The 21,039-nt window shown below is 39.5% G+C and carries 19 protein-coding genes, 1 tRNA gene and 1 pseudogene; 11 read left to right on the forward strand and 10 right to left on the reverse strand.

Annotated elements, in window-relative coordinates:
- Positions 1-151 precede the first annotated feature (151 nt).
- The 3 genes from KPY62_RS01510 (at position 152) to KPY62_RS01520 (ending at position 2,650) form a co-directional block, all read left to right on the forward strand.
- Complete coding sequence (locus tag KPY62_RS01510; protein ID WP_216580511.1) at positions 152-958, forward strand: siderophore-interacting protein; 807 nt, start codon at positions 152-154, stop codon at positions 956-958.
- 349 nt (positions 959-1,307) lie between these two features.
- A complete protein-coding gene (locus KPY62_RS01515) occupies positions 1,308-1,862 on the forward strand; it encodes a carboxymuconolactone decarboxylase family protein (RefSeq protein WP_216580512.1) in 555 nt (184 codons plus the stop codon).
- A 134-nt stretch (positions 1,863-1,996) separates the two neighbouring features.
- A complete protein-coding gene (locus KPY62_RS01520; protein ID WP_216580513.1) occupies positions 1,997-2,650 on the forward strand; it encodes a DsbA family oxidoreductase in 654 nt (217 codons plus the stop codon).
- 161 nt (positions 2,651-2,811) lie between these two features.
- Here the strand turns inward: KPY62_RS01520 and KPY62_RS01525 are convergent, their stop codons facing one another.
- Complete coding sequence (locus KPY62_RS01525) at positions 2,812-3,420, reverse strand: TetR/AcrR family transcriptional regulator (protein ID WP_216580514.1); 609 nt, start codon at positions 3,418-3,420, stop codon at positions 2,812-2,814.
- Positions 3,421-3,594: 174 nt separating this feature from the next.
- On the opposite strand from KPY62_RS01525, the gene KPY62_RS01530 reads away from it, so the two are divergent.
- Together KPY62_RS01530 and KPY62_RS01535 are read left to right on the forward strand one after the other, a co-directional pair.
- Complete coding sequence (locus KPY62_RS01530; protein ID WP_216580515.1) at positions 3,595-4,290, forward strand: haloacid dehalogenase type II; 696 nt, start codon at positions 3,595-3,597, stop codon at positions 4,288-4,290.
- 263 nt (positions 4,291-4,553) lie between these two features.
- The gene (locus tag KPY62_RS01535) at positions 4,554-4,802 is read left to right on the forward strand and encodes a DUF2164 domain-containing protein (RefSeq protein WP_216580516.1); all 249 of its coding nucleotides are present in this window, start codon (positions 4,554-4,556) and stop codon (positions 4,800-4,802) included.
- A 123-nt stretch (positions 4,803-4,925) separates the two neighbouring features.
- Here KPY62_RS01535 and KPY62_RS01540 read toward each other — a convergent pair whose 3' ends face one another.
- On the reverse strand, positions 4,926-5,363 hold the full coding sequence (locus KPY62_RS01540; protein WP_216580517.1) for a hypothetical protein: 438 nt from the start codon (positions 5,361-5,363) through the stop codon (positions 4,926-4,928).
- A gap of 375 nt (positions 5,364-5,738) precedes the next feature.
- On the opposite strand from KPY62_RS01540, the gene KPY62_RS01545 reads away from it, so the two are divergent.
- On the forward strand, positions 5,739-5,903 hold the full coding sequence (locus tag KPY62_RS01545) for a hypothetical protein (protein ID WP_228730525.1): 165 nt from the start codon (positions 5,739-5,741) through the stop codon (positions 5,901-5,903).
- A 75-nt stretch (positions 5,904-5,978) separates the two neighbouring features.
- On the opposite strand, the gene KPY62_RS01550 is transcribed toward KPY62_RS01545, so the two are convergent.
- A complete protein-coding gene (locus tag KPY62_RS01550; protein ID WP_216580518.1) occupies positions 5,979-7,166 on the reverse strand; it encodes a sugar transporter in 1,188 nt (395 codons plus the stop codon).
- Positions 7,167-7,393: 227 nt separating this feature from the next.
- Between KPY62_RS01550 and KPY62_RS01555 the strand changes: the two genes are divergently transcribed.
- From KPY62_RS01555 to KPY62_RS13635, 5 genes and pseudogenes are all read left to right on the forward strand, one after another.
- Entirely contained in the window at positions 7,394-8,149 is a 756-nt protein-coding gene (locus KPY62_RS01555; RefSeq protein ID WP_216580519.1) for a zinc-dependent peptidase, read from the forward strand.
- Between the two features lie 721 nt (positions 8,150-8,870).
- On the forward strand, positions 8,871-9,662 hold the full coding sequence (locus KPY62_RS01560; RefSeq protein ID WP_324033709.1) for a DUF5020 family protein: 792 nt from the start codon (positions 8,871-8,873) through the stop codon (positions 9,660-9,662).
- Positions 9,663-9,903: 241 nt separating this feature from the next.
- Positions 9,904-9,978 (forward strand) — tRNA-Gly (locus KPY62_RS01565).
- Between the two features lie 789 nt (positions 9,979-10,767).
- A complete protein-coding gene (locus tag KPY62_RS01570; RefSeq protein ID WP_216580520.1) occupies positions 10,768-11,547 on the forward strand; it encodes a transglutaminase-like domain-containing protein in 780 nt (259 codons plus the stop codon).
- Between the two features lie 31 nt (positions 11,548-11,578).
- Positions 11,579-11,988 (forward strand): annotated as a pseudogene (locus KPY62_RS13635) (hypothetical protein); the annotation flags it as partial.
- A gap of 323 nt (positions 11,989-12,311) precedes the next feature.
- Here KPY62_RS13635 and KPY62_RS01580 read toward each other — a convergent pair.
- The 7 genes from KPY62_RS01580 to KPY62_RS01610 all read right to left on the reverse strand — a co-directional run bounded on the left by KPY62_RS01580 (position 12,312) and on the right by KPY62_RS01610 (position 20,946).
- Positions 12,312-14,432: a dynamin family protein gene (locus KPY62_RS01580; protein ID WP_216580522.1), complete on the reverse strand. Its 2,121-nt coding sequence runs from the start codon at positions 14,430-14,432 to the stop codon at positions 12,312-12,314.
- A gap of 77 nt (positions 14,433-14,509) precedes the next feature.
- Complete coding sequence (locus KPY62_RS01585) at positions 14,510-15,331, reverse strand: hypothetical protein (protein ID WP_216580523.1); 822 nt, start codon at positions 15,329-15,331, stop codon at positions 14,510-14,512.
- A gap of 346 nt (positions 15,332-15,677) precedes the next feature.
- Positions 15,678-17,132 (reverse strand): hypothetical protein, encoded by a 1,455-nt coding sequence (locus tag KPY62_RS01590; RefSeq protein WP_216580524.1) that lies wholly within the window; start codon positions 17,130-17,132, stop codon positions 15,678-15,680.
- A gap of 229 nt (positions 17,133-17,361) precedes the next feature.
- A complete protein-coding gene (locus KPY62_RS01595) occupies positions 17,362-17,997 on the reverse strand; it encodes a hypothetical protein (protein WP_216580525.1) in 636 nt (211 codons plus the stop codon).
- A 266-nt stretch (positions 17,998-18,263) separates the two neighbouring features.
- Complete coding sequence (locus KPY62_RS01600) at positions 18,264-18,560, reverse strand: hypothetical protein (protein WP_228730526.1); 297 nt, start codon at positions 18,558-18,560, stop codon at positions 18,264-18,266.
- Positions 18,544-18,906 (reverse strand): hypothetical protein, encoded by a 363-nt coding sequence (locus KPY62_RS01605; protein ID WP_216580526.1) that lies wholly within the window; start codon positions 18,904-18,906, stop codon positions 18,544-18,546. Before KPY62_RS01605 ends, KPY62_RS01600 begins: the two co-directional genes overlap by 17 nt.
- A gap of 9 nt (positions 18,907-18,915) precedes the next feature.
- On the reverse strand, positions 18,916-20,946 hold the full coding sequence (locus tag KPY62_RS01610; RefSeq protein WP_216580527.1) for a hypothetical protein: 2,031 nt from the start codon (positions 20,944-20,946) through the stop codon (positions 18,916-18,918).
- Positions 20,947-21,039 lie beyond the last annotated feature (93 nt).

The following is a 21,039-nucleotide window of genomic DNA, read 5'->3' on the forward strand; positions in this document are numbered from 1 at the left end:
AGGATTTAACCCAATAAATGCAGCTCAACTTTCTCTCCCTAACCGTGCACAATAGCTATCATTTGGCTTAATAAATTGACACAGCACCCAATATCAACGAGGCTTGATGGCGTAATCTATGTATAAGACAAAAAACTAACGGAAGATATCTATGAAAAATACCACCATTGACAGCCTCATCGTATCACCAGTACGAGAAGTGATGAGGGTTATCGCTAAGCAGATCATTACCCCACACTATATCCGTGTTTATCTAACCGCACAGCCCGACACTATTGCCAACATCGCTAAAATGACTGTTGGCTTCAATAATAAAATACTTATTCCAACAGACAAAACCCAACCCCTTGATATAGATGACACTGCCAACCTTACTAAACGTACTTACACCCACCGCGGCGTAGATATTGCCAAACAGCACATTTGGATTGACTTTGTTGCTCATGGTGATCAGGCTCCTGCCTCAAGCTGGGTGTCTCACGCGCAAGTGGGTGACCAACTTGCGGTGCTAATGACACCAAAAAATAAACCGCTTTATCCAGCAGCAGATCACTTTTTATTAGTCGGTGATGCTACTGCTATACCCGTACTTAGTGCGATCCTTGAGAGCTTGCCTAGCACCGCTACGGTTCAATGTATTATCGAGGTTTATGATGAGCAGGACCAACAACACTTACCAACCTTAGCTAAGGTTGAGATGACTTGGTTACATAATCCGCATCCCGAGCAAGGCAGTCAATTAGCTAATACGGTTAAGTCCCTCACCCTACCAACCAGCGAGCAAAGCCGTTTTGCTTATGTTGCAAGTGAGTTCTCATCAGTGAAAGCCATTCGCCACTATCTAAAAAAGGAGCTAGACTGGTCAAAAGATGAGTTGTACGCTTTTTCCTACTGGAAGGCGGGCATTGCTGAAGATAGATCTGCCAAAGATCGCTTAGCAGAAAAAGATAGCGAATAACCTATTTATTCATACGCTAATTCATACCCTCAGAGTTAGCAGTATGCCTATCCCCGAGGGCAAGACATTCTTTTGACTGTGCTAACAGAGCAATACTCAGCTAAGTTATTGTTAAGATAATTTTTATAATAAATTAAAATAGTTGCCGAAGTTACAATTTAATTGAGCGATTACTCAAATATATATTGAGCGTTCGCTCAAAAAAACTTATAGTAGGGGCTATCGACTCGCTTGAAGAGGTGTCATCACTTAAATTGAGTGATCACTCAATTTAAGTAGTGAGCACGAATCAATAACTAACTTTAAGTTGATAGGAGCTATTACTCTTATCAAAATTAGGCTGAATACTATGACTGACTTTACCCTTCACAATAAACAAAGTGCTCCACAACAAAGCCAACAACTACTCGATGTGTCTATCAAAGCATTTGGTATGGTTCCAAACTTACATGCAGTAATGGCTGAAGCACCAGGACTGCTTGAAGGCTACCAACGTCTACATCAATTGTTCCTAGACAGCAGTTTCGATGATGAAGAGACTACGGTAGTGTGGCAAACCATCAATGTTGAACATGCCTGCCATTATTGCGTCCCTGCCCATACTGGTATTGCTAAAAGCATGAAAGTAGATGACGACATCACTACAGCGTTACGTGACGAGACTTCCCTACCAACCGCCCGATTAGAAGCGCTGCGCGACTTTACCCTATCGGTGATCCGTAACCGTGGTGAGGTCGATGAGACAGCGGTGCAAGCATTTTTACAGGCTGGCTATACTAAGCGTCAAGTGCTTGAAGTTATTCTTGGGGCGGCTCAAAAGGTAATGAGCAACTATACCAACCACCTTGCCAATACCCCAATAGATCAACCGTTCCAGAAATTTGAATGGCATAAAGTGGACTAGTCAGGTTGTTAGTTTGAGGCGGTCTTCATCCTATCACTGTTTTAATGCCTTTATTGAAAGTAGTATTGCTTCAAAGACCATTAGGCAGTAGTTTTTTCAATGCTATTGATAAATAACATCTTACCAGAGGTCATATGGAAAGTTCAAAAAAACCACTAAAAATAGATATCGTATCAGATACCTCTTGCCCATGGTGCATCATCGGCTATCGACAACTGGCAAAAGCTCTACAGCAGAGTAATAGTAACTATGAGATTCATTGGCATCCGTTCGAGCTTAATCCAAACATGCCAGCCGAAGGTAAGAATCTACGCCAGCATGGTATGGAAAAGCATAACCGTACTGAAAAACAAGTACAAGAGAGCCGAGATAGAATGACCGCTGCAGGAGCAGAAGTTGGTTTTGAGTTTAATTTTACTACCGATACGCGAGTACATAATACTTTTAACCTGCATCAACTTATCTATTGGGCTGAGCAATACCATCGTGCGAATGATTTAGAGCAGGCTTTATTCACCGCTCATTTTACCAACAATCGTAACCTTTCTGAAAAAGCGGTTCTGGCAGAAATCGCTGCAGAAATCGGCTTGGATGGTACAGAGGCGCTAGCCGTTCTTGAGGATCAACGCTTTGCCAAACAAGTTCGCGAGTCAGAGCAGCATTGGAGCGAACAAGGCATTCAAAGTGTACCGTCGGTTATCTTTGATAATCGTCATCTAGTTAGTGGCGCCCAAGGCGTTGAGAACTATATTGCTGTTCTAGCGCAATTAGCTGAAATAACTGATTAACTTATCCTTCTAAATTATTTGTCTAATCTATCTGGGTAAATTACCTTGCTAAATTATGTTTGTAACTGATATCTGCTCGCCTGCTATACTTTTCTATAGCGTAAGCGCAGCAGGCAAATTTGTATCTAATATCGCTCGTTTTTATAAATTTATCCCTGTCCTCATAGGACATTATCTATGCGCATGGCATCCAACGAAGATGCCATAGCCTCAGCAACATCATGCACAGCACTACTGTCAACTTTGCGCTGTGCAAAGGCGCGTAGTCCCATAACTTCAGCTTGTAATCTTTGACCAAGGAGTACAGGGTTGAGCTGGCTGCCTAGCTCTCCGATCCGCTGAGATTCCATAAAGCTAGTGGTAAAGCGAGACTCTATCTCTGCTAGCATGCTTTCAACTTTAGACAAAGCAGACTCCTCTCTTACTCCCAGCTCTAATAAGCTTTTGACTAGCATACAAGCATTACTTGGTAACACTTGATCACGTAAGCTACCAAGTAAACGTAAATAGGCTGCCAATCCTTGTAGTGGCGAGCTAGGATACTTGCTTAGGCTGCGCTCTAGCTCAGCTATTGCCATGCGAGCATAATAATCGAGGGCTTCTTGAAACAGTCCGTCTTTACTACCAAAAGTGGCGTAGATACTGCCGGGACGCATATCCATTGCTTGCTCTAAATCTTTTAGCGAGGTGGCATGAAAACCTTTTTGCCAGAAAATCTGTAAAGCTTGATCTAAAGAATCTTGTCGATTGTGTAGGGTTGCGCGAGCCATAATTAATTTCCATTTTTCAAAGCCGTAAGCTCATATGATAGATAAGCGCCACTAAACATTCTTGAGTGATTGCTCAATTTTATCTTGACTGGCCAATACAGTCCAGTTTAAGTTTATAAATATCTTTTAAGCTATGGGTTAGCTATAACAACTAGTAATTAAAAAGGATGCTTTATGCCTCAGAATAAACCTCGCTTTATTATTGTTTTTGACGTCAATGAAACTCTCCTCGACATTAGCAGCTTACAGCCCCTATTTGAGCGCGTGTTCGGTGATCAAACGGTTATGAGAGAGTGGTTTGCTCAGTTGGTACTGTACTCACAAACTCTGACTTTATCAGGTCTCTATATACCCTTTAGTGAATTAGCGCTAAGTGTACTATCAATGCTTGGAAAGATTCATAAGATAACCCTTACAGACAGTGATCTTACAGAGTTCAAACAATGCTTGAACAACATGCCAGCCCATCCCGACGTCATTCCGGCACTTATCCGCCTACGTGATGCAGGATTTCGCATGGTCACTCTCACCAACTCAGTAAGTAGCACTTCGCCCACTCTATTAGACAAGGCTGGATTGAGCCAATTTTTTGAGCATAATTTTAGCGTTGAAACCGTCGGTAAGTTTAAGCCAGCGTTCGAAACTTATCAGCTAGTCGCCAACGAGTTGTCCGTAGAGACCTTTGAGTTATGCTTGGTCGCTTGTCATCTTTGGGACATTATAGGAGCGCAAGCTGCCGGTTGCCGAGGTGCGTTTGTCAGTCGGTCTCATAACGCTATTCTTCAAGCGGCGAACATACCTTTGCCAGATTTAACTGCCCAAGATATGACTAGCCTTGCTGCACAAATCATTAGGGAGGAGCAAGCTTAATTGGCTAATTTATCAGACTAGCAGTATAGTGCTGACTGGCTAATGACTGTTGGTTGGCTAGTTAGCTTACTTATATAATGAATACTCAGTGATAGTCATTAGTTTTGGTTAAATTATAGCTATTAAATTTATAGACATTAAATCCATAGCCATTTAGCTTATAGCTTATAGCTTATAGCTTATAGCTTATAGCTTATAGCTTATATCTACTGAGCCTATAGTCTAGTAATGAAATAAATAAAAATATTTTTGGAGTGATGGTCATGAGTGCAGATAGACTAATCAAGTTGTCCGATGCAGAAGAAGCATTGATATTAGATAAATTAAGACTGTATATGCTTGAGGAGTTCGATGTCGATATTGGTAATTTACCAGCACGTTTTTTATTAGATTTCATTATTGAAAGCTTAGGCCCCCATATTTATAATCAAGTGGTTGAAGACATGGAGCCTTGGTTATATGAGCGGTTTACAGTTATTTTAGAAGATATGCATAGCTTTAAAAAACACTGATTCAACGATTCTTAGTATTGGTTTATCTAGCTATAACTAAATATTACCTATAACCAAATAGAAGACAATAAAAATCCAATGCTAGACACTTAGTTTAAAGGTCTAACATTGGATTAATGGTATTTATTTTTTCTTATCCTGCTTTTTTTGGTCTTTCTTATCTTGCTTTTTTTGGTCTTTCTTATCTTGCTTTTTTTGGTCTTTCTTATCTACCTTGCCCTGCTTTTTTTGCTCTTTCTTGTCTATCTTGTCTATCTTGTCCTGCTTTTTTTGCTCTTTCTTGTCTATCTTATCCTGCTTTTTTCGGTCTTTCTTATCTATTTTGTCCTGCTTTTTTTGCTTTTTCTTATCTACCTTGTCCTGCTTTTTTTGCTCTTTCTTATCTATCTTGTCCTGCTTTTTTTGGTCTTTCTTATCTATCTTGTCCTGCTTTTTTTGGTCTTTCTTGTCTACCTTGTCCTGCTTTTTTTGATCTTTCTTGTCAGATTTTACATCACTATTTTTAGAGGAGTTTACTGCATCACTCTTCAGCTTATTATTATCAACCGACTTATTCGACATAATTACAGCCCTCGTTATGATATTGCTTAGTACACCTTGACCCTTGATACTATGTCAGGATTTTTGTTTAGTCAACGCATTGATACAAATGTACACCTCAAACCTGATGCTTATTACGGCGCTCGATAACTAGCCTCAACACTAATAAGTTTTTTGTTATTCGTAGCTTGGTTAAATTCTACTGTCAATCATCAGTGAGTGCTTTGTTGCAGGAACAAAGGTGAATGCGCTATAAATCGTTACTCGACATATTTTCAAAATTGTACGGCATAAATCTGCTGCCACTATCAAGATTTTCGATGCTACTACTAGTTATTACCTTACGATATTATGCTATGGGAATAGATGTTTATACCCTCAATACAAGGATGACTCATGGAAAAGCTTAGAACCACTGATAGCTGTTTCACCAACCTAGCTGATTACGATTTTGATCCACACTATCTAATGGTTGACGATGACGAAGGAGGCCAATTGCGCGTGCACTACTTAGACCACGGACCAAAAGATAATGCTGGGTACTTTCTGCAAGAAGACTAAGGTCAAAAAGCGGCCAAGCTGTTGGTCCAGTTCATTGCTGACAACCCTAAATAATCTACCTTCACGCTATTGCCGTTAACGTAATCCAGAAAAGCGCTTGATGATAAGTATGATGACTAACAGTGCCATAGCGGCAATAGCAGCACCTACAAAGGCGATATTAGGCAGTGTGAGATGAGTAACCGCATAACCACCAAATAATGCCCCAGCACCGATACCTAAATTGATGGTTCCAGAAAACATCGCCATAACCACATCTTGTGCACTATTATCAATAACGATAACTTTGGCTTGCACTGATAATATCAGCAACATGAGTACCATACCCCAAATCAGGGTAACAATGCTGAGTAACCAAATCGAGCTGACCGAAGACAATAGCACGATCATAGAGAACAATAACAGTATAGTAGATACTAGCATCAATCCCTTGTTTGATTTTTCACCCCAACGACTAAATATCACACTGCCCATAAGTCCTGCAACGCCAAACAGCAATAGCACAAAAGTGGCCATATTCTCACTGATTAAGCCCACTTGGCGCATAAAAGGTTCGATATAAGAGTAAGTAGTGTAGTGCGCAGTGAACACTAAGAAAATAAATAAATATAGGCTAACTAATAAGGGATTTTTTAGCAACTCTGGCACTTTTCTAAAGTTCCCATCGAACATACTTGGCAAAGTCGGTAATAACTTGGCTTGTAGAATAAACACTACAAAAGCTACTACTCCAATGCCACCAAAAGTAGCGCGCCAACCCAACCACTGACCTACTAGTCGTCCTATGGGTACGCCAAGCACCATAGCTAGAGAAGTACCCATAGCCAAGATACTCAGAGCTAGAGCTTTTTTACCTTTAGGAGCTATACGCAGTATTATCGCTGCTGTAATCGACCAAAATATCGCATGTGCTAAAGCTATGCCTATTCGGCTAATTAACAGTATCTGATAGCTCCAAGCGAAAACTGACAAAGCATGACTAACGATAAAAACTATGAAAAGTGCTAGTAATAAACGCTTGCGCTCAATTTTTCCGGTTAGTAGCATCAGCGGTAGCGACATAGCGGCAACTATCCAAGCGTATATCGTCAACATCAAGCCAGTTTCAGCGGCAGTGATTGAAAAGTCTTGAGCAATATCGCTCAATAACGCCACAGGGACAAACTCTGTAGTATTAAATATGAAGGCACTAATACCCATCAAAATCATTTGAAAGTATTGGCTGCGCTGCGAGCCTAAGCCCTCTTCAACTTGCTGTTTCATAATATCCAATAAAAGACAAAGTAGCGCATAGCTACAGTTTATAAGGTGAGTTTATTTAAGGTAAATGATAGAGTTGCTATAAACCACAGACTATAGTGAATCTAAGCTTAAAAAGCTACCCCGCCGCAATAAGTACAAGCCTTTTATGGTTAGGGCAATGCCATTAATAGACGCTATAGCCCTAAGCAAAAATTAGTTGTCGCAAACCTTATAGGAGACTCTAACTTATGCTCAGCATAATAAAAGACTGGCGCGAACAGCGTATATTAGACCAAAGTCAGTTTAGCCAATTGGATTGGCTATTAGCGGCGCAAAAAATCCCTATCCTAGATAGATTGACCGAGTCTGAGTTGATTCATTTGTTTGAGCTGGCTACCTTATTGCTGCACGATAAATCAATGGTTGGTGCTCAAGGCTTTGTGATCACCGATGCAGTGAGACAATCGATCGCTTTACAAGCCTGTTTACCTATTTTAAATTTAAGTCTTGAATGGTATGAAGGTTGGTCATCAATTATTATCTATCCTGGGGCTTTTAAAAGCGAAAGCACTACTACTGATGAGTTAGGTATAGTGCACCAGAACAGTCATAGTCGTAGTGGTGAAGCTTGGCTGCGTGGACCAGTTATTCTTTCTTGGCAAGATTCTAAACACTCAGGTAAACGTGATGGTCATAACGTGGTGATTCATGAATTTGTCCATAAGCTCGATATGATAAATGGCCGTGCCAATGGCTTCCCGCCACTACCGGCAAATATGGACCCTGCTAACTGGACTAAGACTATGGAGAGTGGCTTTGCAGACTTTCAACAATACCCCAAGTCTGGACTAGATCGTTATGGTACGACCAACCCAGCTGAGTTTTTTGCAGTTCTCAGCGAAGTATTCTTTGAAACCCCACAAAAACTGGTCGATGCTTATCCTGATATTTATCAAATCATGATGAAGTTTTTTTTACAAGACCCCCTTCAATCAACATCCTAGTTGTTAACATTAAAAACTAGTCTATAAAATTTAAATTCACTGCAGATGCTTATTACCAAAATATAGCAGACTGCTCTGATATAATTGGCATGATCCATTATTGTCAATGCCGCTTTAACTCATGCACAGCTTTTAGGGCTTAGCATAATTTTAGTTTGCTCTCTCAATTTAGCTATAGCAACAGCTACTCATCCTCCTACGTAAAACACCCTTGTGTTTGATAGTCAGCAAATTAACGGTCAGTAAGATTTCAGCAACTTAATTACCTATATTTAACCTCACTAGCTAAAATATGAGCCATATACAAATTTATTAAAATAATTAAACCTGACTAAATGGTCAATTTTTATTATTAAAATCAGTTGCTTAGTAAAAAAAAGTAGCATAAATACACTTAACAATGCTTTACTTTTAATAAAATAGAGTTGTTAGAGTATAGAAAGTATGGTTAACTACTTTAAACCATAAGTAAACGTTTTGTTACTTAGACCGTTAATTAGACACAGTCTGTTATGTTTGGCTGTTAGAAAATATTGACAGTTATTACATGAATTTTTATTCTTTATGACGTTATTGCTATTTCTTATTACTCATTGACACTATATTTATCTATCCCCTAGCGGTCATCATGCGTTTTGACAGGAAGTTAAAACCAGTTTTTACGCGCCGCTATAGCCGAGTCTGCTAGGGAACTAACGACTGTATATAAGGGAGTTACACTGTGCGTTTTAATCTAATAAGCTTACCTACTACTAAACTATCCTTTATCAAACCATTAGCTACTGCAGCATTTGCTGTGATTGCTCTAAGTGGTATGACTAGCGCTAATGCTAAAATGCTGTTTGGTGGTACTAGTATCACTGGCCTATACGGTGATAACTTTAAGTTAACCCCTAACAAAGATGATAACGCTCTAGCAGTGATGACTCTAGAACATGCCTCTACTCATACTTGGGGCGGCGTATTCTTCTTCGTTGACCGCATTCATGGCGATGAAGGTGCTAATGGCAAGGATTTTAGAGAAACTTATGGTGAGATTGCCCCTAAAATTAAGCTTGCCACCTTTGACAATAGCTTTATTAAGCAGGTTAACTTAGCGGGTCAGTATGAGTTTGGCTCAAATAGTGGTGGTTTTAGCCAAGATAACTATCTTATTGGTGTTGGGGCAGACTTAAATGTTCCAATTCCAGGCATGAAATACGCTTCTGCTTCACTATATCAAGTCTTTAACAATAATTCTGGTCCTAATGACGCCAACGATCAACAGATTACTTTGACCTACGGTTGGGAAAAGAATGACTTCGTTGTTGATGGTTATGTAGATTACTCATTTAACAATGATGACCTAAAAGATCAGTTGCATATTAATCCGCAGATTAAATATAACCTACAAAAAACACTAGGTATTGATAATCGCTTAGAAGTCGGTATGGAATACAGCTACTGGAAAAACAAATTCGGTACTGATGAGACCCAAAGTGCTCCAAGTGCCTTGATCAAATATCATTTTTAAGCATTACTATTTAACCACTATTATAAGTGTTTAAAAAGTTAGTTTCAGACAAAGCCCTAGCTAAGTGATAAAACTTGGCTAGGGCTTTGTATTTTTAGATGTCGCTAACGCACTTAAGTTAATAGAGCTGAAATGGCAAAATCTATAATCATTTATGAATTTTTAACAATAGTTGTTGACACGCCAAAAAAACTGCGTATAATATGCCAACATCATCTAGCGATAGTTAGTCGATAGATTAGCGGGAATAGCTCAGTGGTAGAGCATAACCTTGCCAAGGTTGGGGTCGAGAGTTCGAATCTCTTTTCCCGCTCCAAATATGGCTTATGTATCATTAGATGCAAAGCGGAAAGCCCCACTTCTTATAATAAGAAGTGGGGCTTTTTTTGTGCTTATTTTTTGGGGTTGTAGTGGTTTTTATAGTTCGTTAACCAGTCTTATCGTTAACTCTATCTAGTATATTAGAAGACCAAAATGAGCTATGCCAAAGAAACCGTAAGAATTAATTCAGAAGCTTTACACTTTTAGCTACGCATTAACGACAATAAAAAACTGCATCTGTGTTAGTGATTTATAGCCCAAACCCTTTTGAAGACTAATTTTTTCACTCTTTTTTCGCTATAGACTTATTTACTATAACGTCTGTTATGGGAACAAGGGCAGCGTTCAGTATCTATCCATTCGCTATACGAATAAAACAGCTGATTACGGCGTGATTGCTTGCGTTGGCACAACAGGCGATTCATACGATAATGCCTTGGCTGAAACCTTCAACGGGCTATATAAGTCTGAGGTGATTGAGTACCTAAAAGAGTAGTAGCATGGGGTGAACGATGTTGACCTAGCAGCCCTTGAATGGATGGAATGGTTTAGTAAAGCCCGACTGCATAATACTACTGGTTATGTCTCACCTTTTTAGTTTGAAAAGCGGTATTATGATAATTTAACCCTGTCAGGCATTGCTGCTTGACTCAAGTAAACCACTCTCTGATAAAGTCGGGGCGGTTCATTGCAAAAAATCTCGGTTTCGATAGACATGCGCGGCTTAGGTGTAGCCTCACACGATCGTCAGCCTACCAGATCAATACCCTTACGGAGTTCGAACATGATCCTAAAACTTAACGTCAAACTCCATTATCGGCTCTCCGAACCTATGGACCTTTTGCTTCAGATCGAAGCCGCCGATCTTACAGATCAGCGGGTGAGTTCGGCCGAGATTTGGACATCAGACGTTGCGCATTTTTCACGGGTCGCCGCCGATGATGGCATAGGAGAGCGAATTTGGATCCGCGCCGAAGGGGATTTTAGCTGTACTTATATCGCAGAAATTGCCGTTGACCGTCCTGCCTTGGATATATCGACGCTGCCTCAAGCGCCCCTCCATCTTTTGCCCGGAGAGGCAATCAAGCATTTGATGCCGTCTCGCTATTGCCCGTCAGACCAGTTCCAAGCCTTCGTGGACGCAGAGTTTGGCGATCTCACAGGTGGCGCAAGGATTGCCGCAATGCGCGATTGGATCGAGTCGACGTTTAGCTACGTGCCCGGATCGAGCAACGCACAAACTACCGCGCTTGACACCTTCGTTCAACGTCAGGGCGTCTGCCGCGACTTCGCGCATGTTCTCGTGACACTAGCGCGCGCATCGTCGATACCGGCCAGATTCGCCAGCGTTTATGCGCCCGATGTGACGCCACAGGACTTTCATGCCGTGGCAGAGGTCTATCTTGCAGGCAACTGGCACCTCATTGATCCGACTGGCATGGCAGATGCCAACACGATGGCCCGCATCGGTGTTGGATCCGACGCATCCAGTGTCGCGTTCTTAACCGCGTTTGGATCTATAGAATTGGTCAACCAATCGGTATCCGTGACCAGACAAGCTTAAGTTGTCACCCTAGGCATGCGATCCTGCGTTTAAGACAATGGCCGCTAATTTAGTATGCCGTGCACTCAATATGGCAATCGAGAACAAACTACCCAACCAACGGCTGACTGTGCATTCTAATAGAAGCAGTCAGTACTGTAGCCACGCATACCACAAGATCATCAAGCTGTATAAATTGAAAGGCTCAATATTTAAGCGTGGCAATTGCTTTGATAACGTGCCCATAGAAACCTTCTGGGGCATATTAAATAATGAGTTGGTGTCTCACTAAGACTACAAAACAACATTCGAAGTCATCAGCGATATCACTAAGTATATCGAACTAGATTACAATGAGGAATAGCAAAGCACTGCTTTACAGCGACGCAAGACAAAAGCTATGCTCGAAATGGAACTAGGATTTAAAGGGGTTTAGGCTATAAAACACCAAGACAGATATAGTTCGACTTCTATCGTCAGGCTACGTAACCAAAACCCCCTAAGTCAATATACATAGATTTGGCAGCATGGCTGAGTCTAAAAATACTTTATTTTTTAAGAGTTGGTCAACTTTGTAGTAACACATACCATAGCGACCTATCAGCTTACGATAGGCAGCAATTTAATAATTGGCATAGTTGTATATATACATACTTAGGTATTGTTGCCATCTAAGCTAATAACTCCTTTGCTCCCATCACTAACCATAAAAAAACCACACAGCATTCCATATCGTATGGTCTTTAGGCTGAGCAAAGTGAAAGCTAAAACCTCTTGAGCGCTCCCTACTCTATTTGAGCCTCAACTATTTGCGTTAACTCTTGGTAGCTCGTCAAAGTTGTTTGCTTATCCTGCATATCAGCTTTTAACTGCTCTAACTCATCTTGCAATTTTTGGGTTAGATTAGCCTCTAAGTTTTGTTTAATAGCTTTCAGCGAGTCAACCACTAGCCCTACAGAACTAACGAACTCTGTATTCAACTTCTCGAAGACAACCTTAAGAGCCGAATTTAGCTGTCTTTTGAGTTCTCTTCTGTCGTCCTCAGAGCGCACTTCCCCCTTAAAACTGGCACTGGTAATGCTGCCCACATCTCCAATATCCATATTTAACTCAGGGAGCTGTAATTGACTGATGCTCTGGTTAATTAAGTTTTTAAACTGTGCAGGGTCAAAGTCAGCACTTTTAGTATCTAGGCTATCGAGTAGCGACTTTCTAAGCTTGGCTTTGATATCATTAGGATTGACCAATTGTGAAAAAATATATTCAATATCGCTTTCACACTGGTGAGCATAATTGGTAATTTGATCAATAGCGTCACCAGAGGAGACATACTCATAATTGACAGTCTTGGTAATACACTGGGTGCTAGTAGCCCCCCAGGTCCACGGCTTATACCAAGTTGATGTGCTCACCTCATAGGAATCTTCATAGGTATCTGTACCTGTTCGCGTCTTTAGCTCGCTATTTTGTTGGATACCTTGTTTTAACTCACGGCTGATCTCTTTTTGCCGCTCTTGCGCCTCACGAATAGCGGTTTCTATGACGTCTTCTAACTTAGTGCCAATAGCCATAATCTTATTTTGGTACTGCTTTTGCCGCTGCTCTACTTCAGCCATATCACCCTGCTCAAGGGTAATAATACGCTGATTTATTTGCTCATAATATTCATTAAGCCAGTTTTTTAAATTCAGCTTTGCCTCAGGTAACAAACCCGCCTTTTGCTCTGCAATAACCTTTTCTTTGTCAGCCTTAGCTTGTTGATAAGCTTGTTGCAGCGGTACAAAACCGGCAATACGCTGCCAATCCTCTTGAGTAAATTTATAGCCATCCCACTCGTCTTCTGCCATCTCTGTTAGCTGCGCGAAGACATGCTGCATGTTATGGTTCCAGAGGGTTCTATCCCAATTAGCAAACCCATGGGCATAAGTGCTTGATAGCACAGGGGTAGCGATACTGCGTAATATCTCAGCCGTCTTACCCATCCCCGCCTTATCTTTTTCATCAGCTAGTTTACTGATATCATTCTGTGCTCTAGATACAATTCTTTTCTGTAAGTTAGCTTCAGTAGTCGCCAATGAGTCACGATCAAAGCCGTCTTGTTCAATAGCAGAGTCGTATTGACCCGCGACCAAGACTAGACGTTTAATACCTGCTTCAGGCAATTGCTTACTGAGCAAATCCGTATCTGCTGTATCGAGAAAGTTACTCGCACGAGATAGAAAGAACACCACATCACTATTGGCCATCTCTTGTTTGGTACGCTGCGTACGGCTGACTACAGGATCATTCATACCTGGGGTATCAATGATGTTATAGCCTTCCAACTCAGGTAAGGACAGATATAGGCGAATCATCTTAACTAGACCCGTATATTTACCATCATTACCTGCGTAATCATTCAATACCCGCATGATGTCTTCAAGCTCATCACTCTCATGCACATAGTTGCCTTGCTGAATAATAGCTTGAGCATCTATCCCCGCTTCTTCTATCATTAGCATCTGCTCTTTGGCTACTTTTACCTCTTGATAGTCTTGGTTACTTTTAGCCTGCTCAGTGATACGCTGCCAATCCTCAACACTATAAAACTCTACCTCAAGACGTGGCGCTGCGGCATAACTGATGCGAGTGAGGTTAGCCGTTTTAGGTGTCGATGCCTCTGGCAAGACTGGTTTACCATCAAATAGCAGAGCATTCAGAAAGCTACTTTTACCAGCCTTTACCTGACCCATAATAGCGATATTCAGGGTTTGCTCATCTTCTGCGAAACGCTTTAATTTTTCGCCATACATCCCTTTAATATGCTGTAGCTCAGCATAGGATGCAGGGAACTTATCTTGCCAAGGTAAAATATGCGTACTAAGGCTGCTTAAACGCTCTAAGTGGGTATCAAAAGTAGTGGTCATGAAAGAGAGTCCATTCTATATATTAAAATATGTATGCTTATTTGGTAAGAATAATGAAAATAGAGATAAATAATTGATTAGGCATAAGCACTGGCATAAAAACTACACCAGTTATTTAAGTATTTGGGTAAAGGAATAACTAAATATTGAGCTAAATCTTCTGAAGTAGAGATTTTCGTATCTACTAGCCATCCTAAAATAGTACTTTCGATTTTAAAAATTTCTAGTTTCGGCTGTTCATAAAAAAAACCACCAAATGAATTTATTTCATTTCGATGCGAATACTCACCAATTACCTGATTTTTAGAAATAAATTTTTGATGAGCTAAAGTGAACTTGAAACTTTCAAGGGTTGTTAGTTTAATTTTCTTATCTACTGCTAACTTCTCAGCTTTTTGATACAAAACCGATTTTCGAAAATTATCGTCATCAACATCCAGTGCTTTAGTCGCCCAAAAGCTAGCTAAAGTTATGCTATTTTCAGGCACAGAGAAGACATCAGCTACGGCGCTTAGTAGCTCACCCTGACTCTCTGATAAAGGCTGATCAATACGCAATAGTACTAGAGCATCAAATAGCAATGCATCCGTACTATCACTATCTAGCAGACGAATGAGATCTATTATTTGTTGGTCATCTAACCTACTCGCTCTCTCAAGATAATAACCAACATCGGCGTCAATATCCAAAGAGATTAATAGTGAGGTGAAGTATTCACTCTGCAGCTTACTAACTGTCCCAGTATCTGCCAGAAGCGACGCTAAAAAGACGGCATACCATTGGCGAGTTTGTTTATCCACATGCCCAGCCAAACTATGCTTAGGCAATGGATTTAGCTGCGCACTGACCGTTTGTAAAACTTCGAGCATCCTTGATGTTTTTGTTTTATTCATCATCATTAATTCGCAATTATAATGTTTTGAGCATTAATATTGTTCCTATTCTTAAATTCACAATCATTAAATATTCTCGAACTTGTAGTACAGTTATTATAAACAATACTATCTAAAAAAATTGACTTAAAAAATATTGTGTTAGAGCTTGTTAAGTAAAAGTAAATTTTAATATTAGATAAATTACAATTCTTAAATTTTATCGAATATAAATTTGAGTTTATAGAACATATATAAATCTTGTAGAAAAAACTGACATAATTACCACCTTTATATTATATTTACTGTATAGATAGTTAAATTTTTATCAAATAAAAAAATAATTTATTGATACTTTTAATAGGGTCGTTTGCTACTTTTTTGGTGGTTGAATAATAATAATCTGGTCCTGTTGCTTTTTAGGTAGGGTTTTAACATAGTCCGTAAAAATTTTCTGATTCTGACTATTCAGAACTCTGAAATCGATTGTTACGAAATCAGCCTTACTAAGATGCTTTTGTATCTGACTTATCTCGGTTCCCTTTTTAAAGTTAATACCAAAACCGTAGTTTAGACCTTTTATTTCTGAATCTTTCAAATTATTCGTAGTATACATAGCATCTACTGTTTTACCTTTATTAACTCCCTCAGTAATTACCCAATCAGGGTTAGCTCCAAGAGTAGATCCACTATAAGGCTGCATTTTACCTAATACTGGCTCTAATTGTGCTCCAGTTGCTGCTTCGGCTGGTTTAAATTTACCTTGATCCCTTACGTTTAATGTCCCATGAATATCTAAATTGGTTGAATAAGCTTCTACCGTACTCAATCCTGTAGTTTTATCACGGTAAATTATAGTAGTAGTTCTCTTTGTATTGATATCAAATTTACCTGTCGCCCTCAATGACTTTATTGCACTAGTAGTTGGGCCTGTCATGACAGTGCCAGCTACGGCCATTCCTACCGCTTCTTCAAGCTCACCTCTCATTTGACCTGCAAGTCTTGGATTATCTTTTAATGCTTTATTGTAATCACCTTTCCATTGGATGATAGCTGCTCTCATATCTCGACCCGCTTTATTCGGATCGGTTAGTACGTTTATCATTCCTCTAAAGGAATTAGTAATCGCACTTTTTGGATCAGCGGCGAATTCTGCTAAATCATTACCTGCTTTAGCAATGCCAGAGCCTGTAGCAGATCGCTTACCTTGTATATAAGCATTTTGATTAGCAGGACTATTAGGATATTTTTTCATTGCCTCACGAATCAAGATGGCATTATCACGGGTTGTCCATCTACCGTTGATAAAAGTACCATCATCATTCTCAAACGCATCGCCAGCATCCTGCTGCGCCTCTAACTTCTCCTTGTCAATTGCGAGTTGCTCTTGCTGCGCTTTAGCATCATTAGTAGAAGTAATTGGTCTTGGCGTGATAGTCGTGCGCTCTTCCGCAATTGCACCACTGTTTGCCCATTTACCAACGTTAAAGGCACTGTTACCTGTTTTACCGATAACATCAGCAGCGGCTTCTCCTTGACCATTTTGGTGAGCCGCGTCATGGTTAATGACTTCAACCACATTGCTCATACTATCGGTAGCAATATAAGTATCGGTACCATTAATGACGTTGGTTGTGCCTTGGACTCTATTGCCTTCTACATTACGTAAATCTTCAACGAGACTGATTTGTGTGCCATCAGCATCAGTGCCTTGAGTGATAGCAGCATTAAACTGATTGAGGGTGTCTTTATTATCAATACTATTAGTCAGCTCACCTTCTTGTATAGCCTCTACAGTCGCGGCAAGGGTGACCGTATCATCACTCATGCCTGTTTCTAGGTTATTAACCAGTTGAGTGACGTTGTTTTGGGCTTTGCTGATACCTGATTTGTTTAGGCTGTCAGGGTTGCTATTGCCTTTATCAAACAGTCCCGCTGCGATAGAGGGAACGGCTAGTCGAGATATGACAACAAATAAAAAAAGCTACGATACATGAGGTATCGTAGCTTTTTTATTTATTAGAATATTTGGTTCTTATTGGTCGTTTTCTATAAATTTAAACTACATTTAAATACTCGTTCATAAAAAACTCATAAACGTGTTTTTCAGCAAATACTGTCAGGATAACCTTAGAGCTACCTCTCTCCCAATAAAGTAACTGCCATTCATCATTTCCTACTGAATTGACAGTAATACAATTATCGCTTGCTTTGGTATCTCCCAATGACCACGTAGCTATACTACCTAACTCCATCTCGGGATAGATAATCGTCCTATCAAAAGTCTCTTCAGCTAGTCTTACGTTAACTATAAAGTTCTCATAGCTATCTAAAGGCATCAGCATAATACTCATTGCTTTTTTTAATTTTTCACTACTTTCATACCAATGGTTGCGCAGTGGGTGCGTACTCGGATTAATAGTAGGCAAGGGTTTAGCCGTATTTCTATATTGATCTAGAAAAACCTGAACTCTATAAAAGTCAGGTGTATCAGTAGAGATGATTTGATCCTTACTATTTACGACCTTATAAATATATACTTCATTATTTTTTAAAATACTTATGCCATTGTATATTTGAGAGTTCAGCAATCCAACCCTTGAAAAATCAATTTTATAATTGTTGAAAAAAAAACGATCACTCTTCATAGTGCTATTCTGTAGTAGACGCTTTACTTCTTCACTTGATTTCATTTACATAGCCTAATTAGCTCAAGTTTCAATCTAGTCAAATACAACCGCTACTTAATTTGCATATACACATAAGATGATATTTTTCTATCTCTAGTAGGCTCTGTTATGACCTGTATACTTGCGTAGTACTAAATCAAATCCATACCAAAAGTCGCGCATATTTCTATCGTCAGTATTGAATAATATTCCTACTTCTTCATCAATCTCCCAAGTTAATGTCTACGGATTTGACAGCATAGGTCAAAGAATTAAGTTTCTTTAAACAATCATTGCTCTATATAGTTTGGATTATGAATGAACTCTCCAACTATTTTCCCATTAGCATCTACTTTCCAAGCTCCAATAATAGCTGTTGGGGGTACGTCTCCATCAGTAGAGTAGTCAGGATGAATACAATAGACCCAACCATTTGGAAAATTTAACGCTTCTTCAATTTCGCCATTAGTTGGTTTGATTGGCTCTTTGGTGGCTTTATTCATATCTTTTATAATAACCTGATTTTCGAATGACAAAACAATTTCTTTAAGAGGTCGTAGTATATTAGCTTTAATAAGCTTTCCCATGACTAGTATACTTGCGTTGGACTAGGTCAAATTCATACCAAAAGTCATCTATGATCATTTCATTCGTGTTAAACACGATTCTTAGTCCGTTCTCAACTTCCCAGCTCCACCTATAGCCAACATTGATTTCCTTATGATAGATTTCTACATAAGGAAACGGCACAGTTAATACGTAGCTACCTTCCTTATTATATACTTTTGCCAAAAAATCTGTATCATCGGAGTACCTTTCTTTATTAAAAATAAAAAAATAATCGAAATTTTCAATATACACAACATCATTATACTTGAAGTCAATTTCAAAACTTTCTAATAAAGTAGTCTTTTCAAGATCATTGAGCTCCATTTTATTTCCTTATTTCTTTTTTGGTAGGGGTATAGCAGTGCCTATTGGGATCATAACCTTAGATCTATCATCGGGTTTGACCAAAGGTACTACCTGATTACCGCCTCCTTCATAGATTTTACCATCACTACCTTTCTGAGGACCAACTACACTTTCTTGAACTCTCGTACCTGGCAAAATTTGTATTTGCTGTATGTGCGTTTTCTCAGGACCCCAATCAGGAGATTTAACAGCCAAATCTGAATGAACTTGTTCGACGTTCAAAATATCATCTTTTGTAGTATAACCTCCTATTCTATCTGGAAGAACCTGACCTGTCTTAGGATCTATCTGGTTTTTATGAATTGCCATATTTACCGTCAATCCTTCATCTGGAATAATATATGAAGTAATTGGATAGTCAGGATGTTCAGGAGGTTGATATAAAGGATCTCTTACTCCTTTATAAGATGTTGGATCTGCAATCAAGTTATTATTTGAGACGTTGTTAATACCACTAGTACTATTAGACCTATCAGCATAGTTTGTCGGAGGTTGATTATAACCAGTATTGAGATTCAAGCTTGGAGTAGAACTCGAAGGCTTCGTTGTTGTATACCCACCTTCAGGTAAATTGTAATAAGTAATACCATTGATAACCGTAGTATTTGGAGTAGAGTTTACGCCGTTAGTTGAGCTATTTATACTAGACGTTCTATTCGCCTTAGAACGGTTAAAATCATCCTTAATACGATCTGCTTCTGCAATTTTATCATTAACTCGAACATCTGCTTCTGCTTCTCTCAACACCTTATTTGATTCAGCTAAGAGCGCATCGGTTTCAGCCTGCATCTTAATCCACTCTGCATCTCTTTTAGCATTTTCAGCTTGCATTTGAGCGTCATACTTGTCACTTGCCGCTTTCTGCTTATCTTTAGTTGCTTGTAGTTCCGCAGTATAATCTCTAGTGTCAGGCGCATCGTTATTGAAATTATCAAAATAATTATCATTACCTAGGATAGTAGTATTTTGAGAATTAGACTTATTGTTTGAGTTTGGATTATTGCTATTATTAGCGTTATAATCTGCATTGCTATTAGATCTATCAGGTTTTCTGTCAGGATTGCGACTAGGTGGCTTAATCTCAACGCCTACTATTCTACCTTGAACTTTCTTAACGACAACTGCGCCACCTGACGATATAATTGCTGTAGCAGCTTCTAAAGCTATCGCTGTACTTGCTTTGCCTGCATCATAGAAGTCTTGATCTTTATTACCTAAAAGGGAAGCATAGGTAATGTCCTTACCCATATTATAATATTCTGGAGGTAAATTCTTTAGGGCCTTTCCTATTTCGATGGCAACTGCAATTGGATCATCTTTGGTCGCTTGGTACAAAGCCTTAATATTAGCAGGTGCATTAACAATATTTTCTCCAAACTCCTTGAGCGCCGCTTGTGATCCTTTGAAATGAGCCTGTTCTTGGCTTTTATCAATAGCCATGTAGGCCTTAGCAGTGTCATTGTCAACAAACCTTCCAAGATATTGAAATTCCTGCTTCCAAGAAACAGCATAATCAAAGCTCTCAGGATCATTTTCAACAGCCGTAATCAGCGTTATATCATTCTTATCAAGCAGCTGCTTGTTCTCAGCTTGAGTGATAGCATCTTTGCCATTGCCTAGAGCAGGCTTATAGCTATCTATCTCATCTTGATTGGCATCCATACTGGCTGAGACGTTTAAGTCTGCGGCAATACCTGCTAGATTAGCTAATGTTTCACTACTACCGCCTCGTACATGATCAAGCTCATGTGCCGTGGTTTTGATGACATCTTTACGATTACTAGCATCTTGATCTATAGCAACCAGTTGACCATCAGTTGCGCCTTTTGCACGTAGTTCTTGAGTAATTCTTGTGATAATAACATCGACACTGACGCCTGTACTGTCAGCCAATGCTTGTAGAGCAGCTTGACTGTTAAGTAGTCCGTCATAGTCGCCTTGTTGATAGCCTTGTAAGACTGCGCCAATCTCAGGATTGTCTTGAATGGCTTGTGCCATTTTAGCAGGGGCTTTTAGGTCTTGAATGGCTTGAGAGAGGGTTTGGTTTTAATTTAGTGAAATAAAAAAAACTACGATATGAAAATCGTAGCT

Origin of the sequence: Psychrobacter sp. TAE2020 (genome assembly GCF_018919485.1) — a bacterium.
GTDB lineage: Bacteria > Pseudomonadota > Gammaproteobacteria > Pseudomonadales > Moraxellaceae > Psychrobacter.